The 14,888-nt window shown below is 67.3% G+C and carries 12 protein-coding genes; 4 read left to right on the top strand and 8 right to left on the bottom strand.

Translation table 11 applies throughout. The features are described from left to right. Position 1: 1 nt before the first annotated feature. Both ACM9HJ_RS25340 and ACM9HJ_RS25345 read right to left on the bottom strand, forming a co-directional pair. Positions 2–1,399 carry an amidase gene (locus tag ACM9HJ_RS25340; RefSeq protein WP_416574573.1) on the bottom strand — a complete coding sequence of 466 codons (1,398 nt, stop codon included), beginning with the start codon at positions 1,397–1,399 and terminating at the stop codon, positions 2–4. Between the two features lie 44 nt (positions 1,400–1,443). Then, complete coding sequence (locus ACM9HJ_RS25345) at positions 1,444–2,418, bottom strand: GIN domain-containing protein (RefSeq protein WP_416574574.1); 975 nt, start codon at positions 2,416–2,418, stop codon at positions 1,444–1,446. Between the two features lie 194 nt (positions 2,419–2,612). Between ACM9HJ_RS25345 and ACM9HJ_RS25350 the strand changes: the two genes are divergently transcribed. Then, positions 2,613–5,003: a heavy metal translocating P-type ATPase gene (locus ACM9HJ_RS25350; RefSeq protein WP_416574575.1), complete on the top strand. Its 2,391-nt coding sequence runs from the start codon at positions 2,613–2,615 to the stop codon at positions 5,001–5,003. On the opposite strand, the gene ACM9HJ_RS25355 is transcribed toward ACM9HJ_RS25350, so the two are convergent. Both ACM9HJ_RS25355 and ACM9HJ_RS25360 read right to left on the bottom strand, forming a co-directional pair. Then, a complete protein-coding gene (locus ACM9HJ_RS25355) occupies positions 5,000–6,265 on the bottom strand; it encodes an MFS transporter (protein ID WP_416574576.1) in 1,266 nt (421 codons plus the stop codon). The genes ACM9HJ_RS25350 and ACM9HJ_RS25355 overlap by 4 nt on opposite strands. A gap of 83 nt (positions 6,266–6,348) precedes the next feature. Next, positions 6,349–7,257, bottom strand: coding sequence for a LysR family transcriptional regulator (locus tag ACM9HJ_RS25360; RefSeq protein ID WP_416574577.1), 909 nt, complete (start codon positions 7,255–7,257; stop codon positions 6,349–6,351). 125 nt (positions 7,258–7,382) lie between these two features. Between ACM9HJ_RS25360 and ACM9HJ_RS25365 the strand changes: the two genes are divergently transcribed. From ACM9HJ_RS25365 to ACM9HJ_RS25375, 3 genes are all read left to right on the top strand, one after another. Further along, complete coding sequence (locus tag ACM9HJ_RS25365) at positions 7,383–8,219, top strand: oxidoreductase (RefSeq protein WP_416574578.1); 837 nt, start codon at positions 7,383–7,385, stop codon at positions 8,217–8,219. Between the two features lie 81 nt (positions 8,220–8,300). Continuing rightward, entirely contained in the window at positions 8,301–9,254 is a 954-nt protein-coding gene (locus tag ACM9HJ_RS25370) for a GlxA family transcriptional regulator (protein ID WP_416574579.1), read from the top strand. 83 nt (positions 9,255–9,337) lie between these two features. Beyond that, positions 9,338–10,396, top strand: a complete 1,059-nt coding sequence (locus ACM9HJ_RS25375) for a M23 family metallopeptidase (protein ID WP_416574580.1) — start codon at positions 9,338–9,340, stop codon at positions 10,394–10,396. 165 nt (positions 10,397–10,561) lie between these two features. Here ACM9HJ_RS25375 and ACM9HJ_RS25380 read toward each other — a convergent pair whose 3' ends face one another. The 4 genes from ACM9HJ_RS25380 to ACM9HJ_RS25395 all read right to left on the bottom strand — a co-directional run bounded on the left by ACM9HJ_RS25380 (position 10,562) and on the right by ACM9HJ_RS25395 (position 14,695). Further along, the gene (locus ACM9HJ_RS25380) at positions 10,562–11,359 is read right to left on the bottom strand and encodes an SDR family NAD(P)-dependent oxidoreductase (protein WP_416574581.1); all 798 of its coding nucleotides are present in this window, start codon (positions 11,357–11,359) and stop codon (positions 10,562–10,564) included. Positions 11,360–11,453: 94 nt separating this feature from the next. Further along, entirely contained in the window at positions 11,454–12,587 is a 1,134-nt protein-coding gene (locus tag ACM9HJ_RS25385; protein WP_416574582.1) for a M20 aminoacylase family protein, read from the bottom strand. Between the two features lie 181 nt (positions 12,588–12,768). Further along, on the bottom strand, positions 12,769–13,260 hold the full coding sequence (locus tag ACM9HJ_RS25390; RefSeq protein ID WP_416574583.1) for an Lrp/AsnC family transcriptional regulator: 492 nt from the start codon (positions 13,258–13,260) through the stop codon (positions 12,769–12,771). Positions 13,261–13,306: 46 nt separating this feature from the next. Then, the gene (locus ACM9HJ_RS25395) at positions 13,307–14,695 is read right to left on the bottom strand and encodes an aspartate aminotransferase family protein (RefSeq protein ID WP_416574584.1); all 1,389 of its coding nucleotides are present in this window, start codon (positions 14,693–14,695) and stop codon (positions 13,307–13,309) included. Positions 14,696–14,888 lie beyond the last annotated feature (193 nt).

Here is a 14,888-nt window from a genome sequence, read left to right on the forward strand (position 1 = left end):
ATCAATCCTGTCGCCAGGGCGTGGGCCAGGGGCGCTGGGCCGGACGGATGGTCTCATGGAAGCGTGACAGGCGCAGGACGCCGACATCGTCGAAGCGCCGTCCGACAATCTGCAACCCGATGGGCATGCCGTCGGGCATATAGCCGCAATTGATGGAGGCCGCCGGATGGTCCGACATGTTCCAGGCCACGGTGAAGCCGATATGTTCGAACGGCCGTGCCGGGTCGTTCAGGGGGCTTGCCCACTCCGCCGGATAGGTGGGGACGGGGGAGGTGGGCGACAGGATGAAGTCGAAGCCGTCGAACACGTCCCGCGCCGCCTGCTTCATCGCCAGCATCTGGTCCTGGCCCGTATAGACATCCATGGCGCTGTAGTCCCGCGCCGCCGCCACCCAATCACGGATATAGGGCAGGATGCGTTCCTGGCGTTCCGGCGGCAGTTTTTCCATCTCATAGAGGAACCGCGTGCGCCAGAACCGGTCCAGCCCGTCCAGCATCTGGCGGCTGATCACCGGTCCCACCGGTTCCACAATGGCGCCGGCATCGCTGAACGCCTGTGCTGCCGCCTGCACGGCCTGGGTGATCGCCGGGTCCACGGCCAGGCCGCACCCGGCCTCCAGCATCAACCCGATGCGCAGGCCCCGCATGTCGATCGCCAGATCCTGCCAGGGCAGGTCGGCCGGCGGCAGGGACATGTGGTCACGTTCGTCCGGCCGGGACAAAACCGCCATCATCAGGGCGCTGTCGGCCACGGAACGCGTCATCGGCCCGGCGATGCGGCCGTAATAGGGCGGGTCTATGGGCACGCGGCCATTGCTGGGCTTCAGCGCATAGATGCCGCACCAGCCGGCGGGCAGCCGCACCGACCCGCCGATATCGGTGCCGACATGCAGGGGGCCGTATCCGGCCGCCGCCGCTGCCGCCGCCCCGGCACTGGACCCGCCGGGATTCCTGGTGACGTCCCAGGGATTGCGCGACAGGCGGTGGAAACTGGACAGTCCGGATGACAGCATGCCGTAATCGGGCACGGTGGTTCGGGCGAAGATGATCGCACCCGCCTCCCGCATCCGCGCCGCTGGGGGTGCATCCTCGACCGAAGGCACCAGTTCGGTGGCGGCCGTGCCCAGCGGCTTCGGGTACCCCTTGGTGGCGATCAGTTCCTTGATGGTGACGGGCACCCCGTCCAGCGGGCCCAGTGGCCGGCCGGCGAACCAGCGCGCCTCGGATGCCCGTGCGGCGGTCAGAGCCGCTTCCGGCTCCGGTGCCCAGGTGGCGGCCAGCAGCGGTTCGGCGGCCTGCATACGGTCCAATACGCTGCGCATCACCTCCAGCGGTGACAGCGTGCGCTGACGGAAGGCCGCCAGCATGGGGACGGCGCCAAGGTCGCAGGGATCGATCATCCCCACCACCCTAAAGCGCCTGTCGGCCCGGATGCAAGCCGGCGTCAGGAACCGTGGACACGGATGCGGCCGCTGCCCGTCTGCTTCTGCGACACCGTGCCCGATACCTGGCGCACATCGATGGTGCCGCTGCCACTGGTCGACAGCTCGGCCCTGTCAGCACTGGCATCGATGCGGGCGTCGGCGCTGCCATGGGAGGTGACCTGCAGGCTGCCGATGCGGCCATTGTTGATGGAGACGCCGCCATCGCCCGAGGTGCGGATCTTCACGCTGGGTGCCTGGATAGACCCGACCTTCAGCCCGCCCGACCCTGACGCCTCGAACGACAGGGCGCCGTCCATGCTGTCGGCCCGGATGGAACCGGACCCGCTGGTCTCCAGATCCGCGGCACCGGCAGCGGCCACAGCAACGCCGCCTGAACCGGAGAGGTCGATCTCAAGGGAGCCGATGGTGCCACCGATCTTGACGTCGGCACTGCCTGAAATGTGAACGGAGGCCGATTTGCCCGCCATCTCGCGCACGTCGGCCCCGCCGGAGCCGGACAGGGAGGCATCCAGCGGCCCGGCCACGCGGTCCGCCTTCAGCCCGCCGGAACCCGACAGGCGCAGGTCCAGCCGGTCCACCGGCACCGTAACCCGGTAATCACCGCTGCCGCCCTCGCGCACCGACAGATCCCCGCCGGCCGGCATGGTGATGGTCAGGCGCATTGTTTCCTGCTTGCGGCTGCGGGAGAAAGGGCAGCGCTCGCCCTGTTTGGTCACCGTTACCCGGTCACCACCGCCGGTGACCAACAGGGCGTCGATCTCTTCCTGATGGTCGGCAATTGCGCTGACGCTGATTTCCCGTGCCGAGGAGGCGGGGACGATATCCACCTGCCGGGCGCAGGGCGTTGACACTTCCAGCGAGCCGCCCGCCAGGGTCCAGGATTTCTCCGCCGCCGCCACGGGCAGGGCAACCAGCGCCGATATCAGCACCAGGGAACCCCGGGTGACGGCGGCGGCGCGGGATTTCATTTCCATGGGATGGGCTCCTGGCACAGGCCGACGATATGGATCGGGATAGTGCGCCCAGGGGGACAGGATGGACAGGTCCATTTCCCCGCACCCGACCGGAACCGACCCTGAAAATAGACCCTTGACCTTACCATCGTGGGAAGGTTCAGAAAGGGGGGACGTTATCCAGAGACCGGCTTTGGCGCCGGAAGGGGTTTGGGATGTCGTCCGCGATCCTGTCTTTGCCCGTGAAGGGCATGCGTTGCGCCTCCTGCGCGGGGCGGGTTGAAAAGGCTGTGGGGAAATTGCCTGGCGTGGCCTCGGTAACCGTCAATCTGCCGGCGGAGCGGGTGTTGGTGACACCGGCGGCCGATGTCGATGCCAAGATGCCGGCCGCTGTGGTGGCGGCCATTGCCGAGGCCGGATTCACGCCACAGGTGGAACCCAAGCGCCTGAGGTTGACCGGCCTGCGCTGTGCGGGCTGTGTCGGCAAGGTGGAAAAGGCCCTGCGCGCCGTACCGGGCGTGATCGAGGTGAAGATTTCCCAGGCCACCGCGACGGCCCTGATCGATGCCGCCGATGTCAGCGACGCCGACCTGGCCGCCGCCGTCACGGCCGCCGGTTATGGTGTGGCTCCGGAAGAGCAGGTGCTGACCGCCGAGGCGCATGATCATGGCCATGATCACGCCGCGATGAAGGCTCCGACGGACGCCATGCCGGGGGAGGGGGCGCGGGCGGCGCTGGCCATCACCCTGTCGCTGCCCCTGCTGTTGCCCATGCTGGGTGGACCGGCGTTGCCGGCCTGGGCGCAGTTCCTGTTGGGCAGCCTCGTACAGTTCGGCCTGGGCTGGCCCTTCTATGCCGGTGCCTGGAACGCCTTGAAGCACAAGGCGGCCAGCATGGATGTGCTGGTGGTGCTGGGGACCCTGGCCGCCTGGGGTCTGTCGGGCTGGATGTGGGCGGATGCCCATCCCGGCCATGACCCGCATCTTTATTATGAGGCGGCATCGGTGATCATCGCCATGCTGCTGCTGGGCCGCTGGCTGGAGGCACGGGCCAAGCGCAAGACGGGTGCCGCGATCGAGGCGCTGATGGCGCTGCGCCCGCGGGTGGCGCGTGTGCGCCGTGACGGGGCGGAGGTCACCCTGCCCATCGCGCAGTTGAAGCGTGGCGACGTGGCGTTGGTGCGGCCGGGGGAGCAAGTGCCGGTGGATGGCACCATCCTGGAAGGCGCCACCCATCTGGATGAAAGCATGCTGACGGGCGAGAGCCTGCCAGTGTCCAAGGCGGTGGGTGCGCGCGTCACCGGCGGGGCGATGAACCTGGACGGGTTCATTGCCGTGACGGCCGGCGCGCTGGGCGCCGACAGCACGCTTTCCCGCATCATCCGCATGGTGGAGGAGGCGGGGGCCGCCAAGGCACCCGTGCAGCGGCTGGTGGACAAGGTGTCGGCGGTGTTCGTGCCGGTCATCCTGGTCCTGGCGCTGCTGACCCTGGCCGGCTGGCTGCTGGCGGGGGCGGGGTTGGAGGTGGCGTTGATCAATGCCGTCTCCGTCCTGGTCATCGCCTGCCCCTGCGCCCTGGGGCTGGCTACACCGACAGCACTGATGGTGGGGACGGGTGTCGCCGCCCGTGCCGGCATCCTGATCCGCGATGCCGAGGCACTGGAGCGGGCGCGCGATATCGGCGTGGTCGCCTTCGACAAGACCGGTACCCTGACCGACGGCAAGCCGGCCATCGCCGCCGTGCAAGCGGCATCGGGCAATGACCGCGATACGATCCTGCGGCTGGCTGCCGCGCTGCAGGCCGGCAGCAGTCACCCGCTGGCCGCCGCCGTGCTGGACGCCATGCCGGGCGTGCCCGCCGCATCCGCCATCCGTGCCCTGCCGGGGATGGGGGTGGCGGGCGAGATGGACGGCCGTGCCCTGCTGCTGGGCAATGCCAGGCTGATGGCCGATCGCGGGGTCGATGTCACCATGCTGGATACCGTGGCCCGTGGCCTGACGGCGCAGGGGCGGACCCTGTCCTATCTGGCGGCCGATGGGGTGGCGCTGGGCCTGATCGCTTTCGGCGACCGGGTGAAGGATACGGCTGCTGCCGCCATCGCCCGGCTGCGCAGGCTGGGCGTGCGGACCATAATGCTGACGGGCGACAATGCCGGAGCGGCGGCGTCCACGGCGGCCGTGTTGGGCGTGGATGAGGTGCTGGCCGAACTGCTGCCCCAGGACAAGGGCGACGCGCTGGCCAGGCTGAAATCCGGCGGGCGGATGGTGGCCATGGTCGGTGACGGCATCAACGATGCCCCGGCCCTGGCCGCCGCCGATATCGGCATCGCCATGGGGACGGGGACTGACGTGGCCATGCGTGCGGCCGGGGTGACCCTGATGCGGGGCGACCCGTCGCTGGTGGCCGATGCCATTGCCGTATCACGGCGCACCGTGGCCAAGATCCGGCAGAACCTGTTCTGGGCGTTCATCTACAATATCGTGGGCGTGCCGCTGGCCATGGCTGGGCTGCTGAACCCGATGCTGGCGGGAGCGGCCATGGCGGCATCCAGCGTCTGCGTCGTGGCCAATGCCCTGCTGCTGCGCGGCTGGCGGGCCGGCGGTTAAGCCACCGCCCGCCCGCGCAAGGCGAAGCCGGTGATGACGCCCACGATGCTGAAGATCAGCACATAGAAGGCCGGGGCCAGCGGGCTGACCTGCAGCATCATGGTCACGGCGATGGGCGTCAGGCCACCGAACACGGCATAGGCGAGGTTGTAGGAAGCGGACAGACCGCTGAACCGTACGGAAGCCGGGAAGACATGCACCATGGCATGCGGCACGGCGCCGATGGTGCCCACCGACAGGCCGACCAGGGCCGACAGCGGCAGCAGCCAGGACGGGTCCACCCGCAGCACCAGGAACATGGTGAAGGCGGAAATGGCCAGCATCGGGCTGAAGAACATGAAGAACTTCGCCCCGCCGATCCGATCGATGATCAGCCCGGCCAGGATGCAGCCGATGGACAGGAAGATGGTGGAGACGCTGTTGGCGCTGAGTGCGGTGGCGGCGTCGAAGCCGTAGGCCTTCTGCAGGATCGCCGGCGTCATCAGGATCAGTACGATGATGCCCGACGACAGCAGGCCGGTCAGCGCCATGGACACGGCCACGCCACGCAGATGATCGCGCGCCACCACGCGTAGCGGCAGTTCCGCCGTCAGGGTCTTGCGTTCCTGCATGGCCTTGAACACCGGCGTCTCCGCCAGCCAGCGGCGCAGATAGACGGAGATGAAGCCGAACACGCCGCCCAGCAGGAAGGGCAGGCGCCAGGCATGGTCCAGGATCACATCCTGGGTGAACAAGGTGTTCAGGCCGGTGGCAGCCAGCGAGCCCAGCAGGATGCCGACCGTCAGCCCGCAGGTTACGGTACCGCAGGCCAGCCCGATGCGGTTGGGTGGCACATGTTCGGCCACGAACACCCAGGCGCCCGGCACCTCACCGCCGATGGCGGCCCCCTGGATGACGCGCAGGCCCAGCAGCGCCACCGGCGCGATGATCCCGACCTGGGCGTAGGTGGGCAGCAGGCCCATGCCCAGGGTGGAGATGGCCATCATCAGGATGGACAGCGTGAACATGCGCTTGCGGCCCAGCCGGTCACCGAAATGTGCCATGACGATGCCACCCAGGGGACGGGCCAGATAACCGGCGGCGAAGATGCCGAAAGTCTGCAATTGCTTCATCCAGTCCGGCAGCTCCGGCGGGAAGAACAGCTGCCCGATGGTGGCGGCGAAATAGACGAAGATGATGAAATCGTAGAATTCCAGCGCCCCGCCCAGAGCGGCCAGGGCCAGGGTGCGCACGTCCCGGCGGGACATGGATTGCTGCGTCAATCTCGCTTCCTCCGAAATCCCTCAGGCGCGCGGGCGCATTAAGGAACTGTTTTGCAAGCTAATCGGCTGCGGCGGGCCTGCTGTCAAGCCGGGCTTCGCCTGCCATTGTCGGCCTGCACGAAATCCACGAAGGCGCGGAGGGCGGCCGGCATCTGGCGGCGCGAGGGGTAGTAGAGATAGACGCCGCTGTAATAGGGGCACCAATCCTCCAGCACCCGCACCAGCCGCCCGTCGGCGACATGGTCCTTCACCTGTTCCTCGAACGCGAAGCCGATGCCGGCCCCGGCCAGGGCCGCATCGACGATCAGGTCGGTATCGTCCAGGGTCAGCGGCCCCTCCACCGCCACCGACAGCTCGATCCCGCCGCGTTCGAACTCCCAGGCATAAAGCCGGCCGCTGCCGAAGCGCAGGTTGATGCAGGGCAGGTTCCGCAGCTGTTCGGGCGTCACCGGCCGGGGATGATTGTCGAAGAAGCCGGGGGACGCCACGATGGCCGTACGCTGGCGTGGACCCAATGGGACGGCGATCATGTCCTTGGCGATGGTCTCCCCGAACCGCACGCCGGCATCGAAACCTTCCGACACGGTATCGACCAGGGCGTTGTCCACCACGATCTCCACCTGCACGCCGGGATATCGGCCCAGAAAACGGGTGACGACCGGCAGCAGATGCAGCCGGGCCGAGACGCGGGGCGCGTTGATCCGCAACCGTCCGGACACGACACCCCGCAGGCTATTAAGGTCATCCAGCGCGTCGTCGATATCGCGGAAGGCGGGGCCGACACGGGCGAACAGCCGCTCCCCGGCTTCGGTCAGGGCCACCGACCGGGTCGTGCGGTTGACCAGACGCAGGTCCAGCCTTTCCTCCAGCTGCCGCAGGGCATGGCTCAGCGCCGAGGGCGTGCAGCCCATTTCATCCGCCGCGCGGCGGAAGCTGCGGTGGCGGGCGATGGCCAGGAAGGATGAAAGATCGGCGGCGGTTACGTTTGCCATTGATGAAAAATACTCACCAGCTTGCGGAATATCCAGTCGATTATCTCAACAGCCGCACGGGCGTAAACATCTCTCCAGGCGCCGGATCGACCGGCCCGATGCAAGATCGAAGATGGAGAAATCCCATGCGTACCTGGTTCATCACTGGCGCTTCCCGCGGTTTTGGCGCCCTCATCGCCGAGAAGGCCCTGGCCAAGGGCGACAATGTCGTGGCCACCGCCCGCAAGCCCGAAGCCGTCACCGAACGGCTGGGCACCCATCCCAACCTGCTGGCCGTGGCCCTGGACGTGACGCAGGAGGCCCAGGCCCATGAAGCGGCCAAGGCGGCGGTGGAACGGTTCGGGCGCATCGACGTGCTGGTCAACAATGCCGGCTACGGCCTGCTGGGGGCGGTGGAGGAGGCGACGGCGGCTGAGATCGAGGCGCTGTACCGCACCAATGTCTTCGGCCTGCTGGCCGTGACCCGCGCCGTGCTGCCCCATATGCGCCGCCAGCGGTCGGGCCATATCCTGAACTTCTCGTCCGTCGGCGGGTATCGCAGCGGGGCGGGGTTCGGGGTCTATTGCTCCACCAAGTTCGCGGTGGAGGGGCTGACGGAGGCGCTGGCCGCCGAACTGGCACCGCTGGGCATCCATGCCACGGCGATCGAGCCCGGCTATTTCCGCACCGACTTTCTGGACGCCACCTCTCTGACCGTCAGCCCCGTGCGCATCGCCGATTATGACGAGACCTCCGGCGCCGTCCGCGACTTCGCGGCCCAGGTCAGCCACAAGCAGCCGGGCGATCCGAACAAGCTGGCCCAGGTGGTGATCGGCTTTGTCGAGGCCCCGAACCCGCCGGTCCGCCTGCCGCTGGGCAGCGATACGGTGGCGGCCATCCTGGCCAAGCATGAAAGCGACGCGGCCCTGGTGGCCGAATGGCGGGACCTGTCGGTTTCCACCGATTTCGCGACGGCTGTGTGAAGGGGGACGGGTGGGCATTGACAGCAGTGGCTGCCAATGCCCACCTATGTCCGGTTTCGAGGCTTTCATGAAGTGTGCGCCATGCGCAGTATCGGTTTCCTGGTCTTTGACGGGTTCCAGGTGATGGGCATGGCGGCCCTGTCGGTGTTCGAGGTGGCCAATGTCATCGCCGGCAAGCCGCTTTACGACATCCATATCCTGTCGAAAGCCGGCGGCCCCGTGCGCAATTCGCTGGGCTTCAGCATCGATACGGCCCCGATGGGCGATGTTTTCCACGACACGACCATCACCACCGGATCGCTGACCGTGAAGCCGGCGCCGCCGGCCCTGCTGGATTATCTGCGGGGCGCGGTGACGGGATCGCGGCGGGTGGCGGGCATCTGCACGGGCGCCTTCGTGCTGGCGGAGGCGGGGCTGCTGGAGGGTAAACGCGCCACCACCCATTGGGGCCATGCCCGCAGCCTGGCCCAGCGCTATCCCGGCGTGCGGATGGAGGAGGACCGGATCTTCGTGCAGGACGGCAATATCTGGACCTCGGCCGGGATGAGTGCCGGCATCGATCTGGCCCTGGCGCTGGTGGAGGAGGATCTGGGCCGTGACCTGGCAAGGTCGGTGGCCCGCGCCATGGTGGTCTATCTGCGCCGGCCGGGCGGGCAATCGCAATTCTCCACCCTGCTGGAGCTGGAGCCCAAGTCCGACCGTGTGCGCAAGGCCCTGACCTATGCCAGGGAGAACCTGCGCAACGAATTGTCGGTGGAGGAGCTGGCCGATGCCGCCCGCCTGTCCCCCCGCCAGTTCAGCCGCGTCTTCCGGCTGGAGACGGGACAGTCGCCGGCCAAGGCGGTGGAACATCTGCGGCTGGAGGCGGCGCGCGCGATGATGGAGGAAGGCAGACACCCCATGGAGGTGATCGCGCGGGAGACGGGGTTCGCCGATCGCGAGCGCATGCGCCGGGCCTTCCTGCGCACCTATGGTCAGCCGCCGCAGGTTCTGCGCCGCGCCGCCGACAATGAACGGATCATGGGCACGGCCTGAGGCGGCCCCTTCCGCATTCCGCCGATTGGCGCCCCGGATGGGGCCACCCTTCGCTATCATCACCGCCAAAACGGGAGGCAGGAATGATGAAGGCGGTATGGCTGGGCCTGACGGCCCTGGCATTGACGGGTGGGGTGGGGGCGCAGGAGCCGGGCTTGTCCCTGGTCCAGCCGCCGGCGCTGGATCGCAGCGGCGACGGCACCGTCTGGCGGTATGAGCTGCTGGTCCGCCAGACGCTGATCACCCTGACGGGGCTGGTGGTCAGCGACGGGCAGGGGCGGGTTCTGGCCACGCTGGACAAGGACCAGCTGGTCAAGGCAGTGACCGCACGGGCCGACGGGACGCCGGTCATCTATCTGGATATTCCCGCTGGCGATACTGCCAACCTGCGCCATGAAGTGCGGGCCCTGGGGCCGGATGGCAAGGAACTGCGGCTGGCCGATGGCGGGGTGAACCTTTCCAAGGACCAGCCGATCATGATCGGGCCGCCGCTGGCGGGTGGGCCGTGGGTGGCCATCCATAGCGCGGAATGGCCGCGCGGGCATCGGCGGGTCTTCTATGAGGAGGGCGGGCGGCAGCGGATACCCGGCCGCTTCGCCATCGATTTCGTCAAGGTGGGCGAGGATGGGGCCATCACCAGGGGTGATCCCGACAGGCCGGGGGACGCCTTGGGATATGGCGACGATGTCCTGGCCGTGGCCGATGCCAGGGTGGTGGCCATGCGCGACGGGATGGCGGAAATGGCCAGCATCGATGCCAATGGCAAGCATTCCAAGGCGGATGCCGCCGGCAACCATGTGGTCCTGGAAATCGCCCCTGGCCGCTTCGCCTTCTATGAGCATCTGAAGCCGGGCAGCGTCAGGGTCAAGGTCGGCGACAAGGTCAGGCGCGGGCAGGTGATCGGGCAGTTGGGCTTTACCGGTGACAGCACGGGGCCGCACCTGCATTTCCATATCGCCGACGCCCAGACCCCGCTGGGCGGGGAAGGGCAGCCCTTCACCATCGACAGCTTCCGCCTTGTCGGTGGATATGGCGACCTTTCGCGGCTGGGCAAGGGCCGCTGGGCCGATACGCCACCGGTCGAGCGGAACGGGGAAAGGCCGGGGGCCAACAGCGTTCTCTACTTCGCCGTGGCCCCCTGATTTGGAGCGTATTTCCGGGCACCTGAAATACGCTCCAACTTTTCAGCTCCTCAAGCGCCGGCGCCGCATCCGCGGCTTGGCTTCACGCCGCATGGGCGGCGTGGCGGCAGTCGCCGCCGAAGCGATTTTCCCTTGACTGGAAAACAGCTTTCATCGGTCTCCGAATTAAACCCCGTACCGTGCCGCCGGCTTGGAGTGGGAGGCGTTGGGGGCGATCTTGAAGCGGGCGGCTTCGAAAGCCTGCCAATCGGCGGGGTCGGGCAGGGAGGGGATGGTCACCAGCTCCCCCTTGTCCAGACCGGACAGGGCGGCATCGACCAGATCGCCGACTTCCATCACCATGTCCGGCGGCAGGATGGCGGGATCGATGCCGGCCCGTTCGAAAATCTCGGTACGGGTATAGCCGGGCAGGACGGCCTGGAACGTCACGCCCTTGCCGGCCAGTTCGGCGGCCAGGCTCTGGGTCAGGGCCAGGGTGAAGGCCTTGGTGGCGACATAGGGGCCGTTGAACTTTTCCGGCAGCAGGGCCACGGCCGAGGCGATGTTGACGATGGTGCCGGAAGCCTTGGCGGCGAAGGCCTGGGCGGCGGTCAGGGTCAGGTGCTGAAGGGCGGCGACGTTCAGGGCCAGCATCGCGTCATAGGCGTCGGGGGCGCTGGCGAGCGCCGGGCCGCTGGGGCCGAGGCCGGCATTGTTGACCAGCAGGTTGATGGCGGGGTCGGTGGTCAGGCGGGCGGCGACGGCATCGACACCGGTCTTGCTGCCCAGGTCGGCGGGCAGGACATCGACCTTCACCCCATATTCCGCCTGCAGGCGGGCAGCCAATGCTGCCAGGCGATTGCCATCGCGGGCGACCAGGATCAGATCATGGCCGCGCTTGGCCAGACGGTCGGCATAGGTGGCGCCGATGCCGGCCGAGGCGCCGGTGACCAGAGCGGTACCCTTGGAATTCTGCGTGCTCATCTGAAAACTCCCAATTGCCCGTAAGGGGGCGTTGGGAGAAAACTACTCCTGAATGCCCATGTCCTGAATGACGTAGAAACGGCAAATCCAGACATCATGCGGCCAGCAGCGCCTCCACCAGACCGGCATGCAGGCGGATGCCTGTGGGGATGATGGCGTCGTTGAAATCATATTGGGGATGGTGGAGCGGGCTGGTGTCGCCCTGACCCAGCCAGAGATAGGCACCCTTGGCGGCATTCAGCATGAAGGCGAAATCCTCCGACGTGAAGGCAGGGTCCGGCGCGGTGAAGGCGTGGGGGGAGACCTTGGCCGCTACGGCGAGAGCTTCGGCGGCGGCTTCGGCATCGTTGATGGTGGCGGGATAGTAGCGGTCATAGATGATGTCGGCGGTGACGCCGTGGGCCAAGGCAATCCCTTCGACCACCTGGCGCAGCGATACCTCGATCCGGTCCTGCACCGTTGGGTCGAAGGTGCGAACGGTGCCGCCCAGGGTGACGGATGCAGGGATGACATTATGGGCGTGGCCGCCCTGGATGCGGGTCACCGACAGGACGGCAGTGGCGGTGGGGGCGATGCGGCGGGCGACGATGGTGTTGAGCTGCCCCACCATTTCCGAGGCGGCCAGGATGGCGTCGGGGCTGACATGCGGCATGGCGGCGTGGCCGCCCTTGCCATGGACGGTGATTTCGAACTTGTCGGCGGCGGCCATGATCGGGCCGGGGCGGGTGGCGACATGGTGGGCGGGCAGGCCCGGCCAGTTATGCAGGGCGAAGACACGGGCGCAGGGGAAGCGGGTAAACAGGCCGTCCCTGACCATTTCGCGGGCCCCGCCCAGCCCTTCCTCCGCCGGCTGGAAGATGAAATGCACCGTGCCGTCGAACCGGCGGGTGCGGGCCAGATGGCGGGCCGCACCCAGCAGCATGGTGGTGTGGCCGTCATGGCCGCAGCCATGGAAGATGCCCGGATTTGTGCTGGCATGGGGCAGGCCGGTGGCCTCATGGATGGCCAGCGCGTCCATGTCGGCGCGCAGGCCGATGGTGCGGTCGGACGAGCCGGCGCGCAAGGTTCCGACGACGCCGGTGCTGCCGATGCCTTCATGCACCTCCAGCCCGATCTCGCGCAGGGTGGCGGCGACGAGGGCGGATGTGCGGTGTTCCTTGAAGCCCAGTTCGGGATGGGCGTGGATGTCACGGCGCAGGGCGGTGAGGGCGGGGAGGAGGTCTTCCATGGAACTATCACTCCCCCCTCTTCGTCATCCCGGCGAAAGCCGGGACCCAGGGGCCACAAGCATCTCCCCTTTCAGCCGCGTCGATCGACGCCGCCGACTGGTCGGGCACACGGCCCCTGGGTCCCGGCTTTCGCCGGGATGACGGTTGGAGAGACGGAAACGAGGGTGCCCACATGATCCCTCACCCCTCCCCGAACAGCGTCTGGATCGGGTAATGGTGCTTGATGAAAGGCGATTTGATGACGACGTAGCTGAAATATTTCTCGATGCCGAAATCGCCCTCCAGCATGCCCTCGATGATGGTCTGGTAATGGGCCACGCCCTGGGTGACGAATTTCAGCAGATAGTCGTAGCCGCCGCTGACCAGATGGCATTCCACGATCTCGTCGATCTTGCGGATGCGCGTCTCGAACCGGGAGAAGTCGCCGCTGCGATGTTCGGTCAGGGTGACCTGGGTGAAGACGGTGAGGAATTCACCCAGCTTGGCCAGGTTGATATGGGCGCCATAGCCGGTGATGTAGCCGGCCTTTTCCAGCCGCTTGACGCGGGTCAGGCAGGGGCTGGGCGACAGGCCGACGGCGTCCGCCAGCTCGACATTGGTGATGCGGCCGGCCTGCTGGAGCTGCGCCAGGATCTTCAGGTCGATCCGATCCAACTTGGGTCCCGGTATCATAGTCGACCACCTTATTCCGCCAAAGGACGAGACGAGGAATTGAAGATCACGCCAGGGCGGCCCGGACGTCCGGAGCCTCCAGCAGGTCATCGAGAGTTTGCCGGATGCGCTGGAAAATCAACGCCATTTCGGAAGCGTCACAACAAAGGGCCGGCGCCAGGCCGATGATATTGTCGCCGAAGGCGCGGAAGATCACGCCATTGGCGTAGCCCTGCCGGAACAGCCGGTCGGACAGGCCCAGCGATGCGTCGAAGCGGGCCTTGGTGGCCTTGTCGGACACTAGTTCGATGGCCCCCAGCAGGCCGCGGCCGCGCACGTCGCCCACCATCGGGTGATCGGCCAGGGACTCCAGACCGGCGACGAAATCACCGGCGCGGGCCTGGCCATTGGCCAGAATGCCGCCTTCGGTATAAAGCCGGATCACCTCCAGCCCCACGGCCGCACTGACCGGGTGGCCGGAATAGGTGAAGCCGTGGCCGACCACATCGCCGCCCTTCGCGGCCGACGCGATGCCCTGATAGACCTGTTCGGACATCAAGAGGGCACCCATGGGGGCATAGCCGGCGGTCAGGCCTTTGGCCACCGTCATCAGGTCGGGGTCGACCCCGTCATCCTCGCACGCGAACATCGGGCCGGTGCGGCCGAAACCGGTGATGACCTCGTCCGCCACGAACAGAATATCCATTCCCCGGCAGGCCTCGCGCATCGCCTTCAGCCAGCCCAAGGGCGGGACGATGACGCCGCCGGAGCCCTGGATCGGTTCGCAGAAGAAGGCGGCGACATTGTCGGGGCCGCCCAGTTCATCGACCTTGGCCCGCAGCTGCGTCACCGAGCGGGCGATGATGGCGGCGGGGTCGCGGCCGACATCGGAACGATAGGGGTAGGGCGAGGGGATATGATGCTGCCAGGAGCGGGGCAGGTCGAAGAGGCGGTGGAAATTGGCCAGGGCCGTCAGGCCGGCACCCACGGTGGAGGAGCCGTGATAGCCGCGTTCCAGGGCGATGCAGTGCTTCTTCGTGGGCTTGCCCACGGCGTTCCAGTAATGGGTGATGTAGCGCACGGCAGAATCCACCGCGTCGGACCCGCCCAGGGTGAAATAGACGCGGGTCAGGCTGGCCGGGGACAGGTCCACCAGCTTTTCCGCCAGCTTCACCGCCGGTTCGCTGCCGAAATGGAAATAGCCGGTGGCGTAGGGCAGGCGGCGCATCTGTTCGGCCGCCACCTCCACGATGCTGTCCTGACCATAGCCGACATTGACGCACCACAGGCCGGCGAAGGCGTCCAACACCTCGTTCCCGTCGATATCCTTGAGCCACATGCCCTTGCCGCTTTCCAGCAGGGTGGCGCCCCGCGCCTCGTGCCCATGGAAGGACGTGACGGGGTGGATCAGGTGATCCCGGTCGATATCGAGGATGGAACGGTTGCGCTTCAGCATCTGCCTGGTCCTGGAAGGAAGGTCTGGACATCATGCTAGGCCCGGCAGGGGCGCGGTTGGCGCTGTTGTCGGCGACGGATCGGCGGGGGCGGTGGGATTTGGGGGCGCGGCGCGGCAGTTTATGCCGTGGGTGCCGCTCCCGATGACAAGCCCCCGCGAAAGTCATGGTCGTGAGGTTTCTGACAATATCCAC

The sequence above is a fragment of the Niveispirillum sp. KHB5.9 genome, from assembly GCF_048066115.1.
GTDB lineage: Bacteria > Pseudomonadota > Alphaproteobacteria > Azospirillales > Azospirillaceae > Niveispirillum.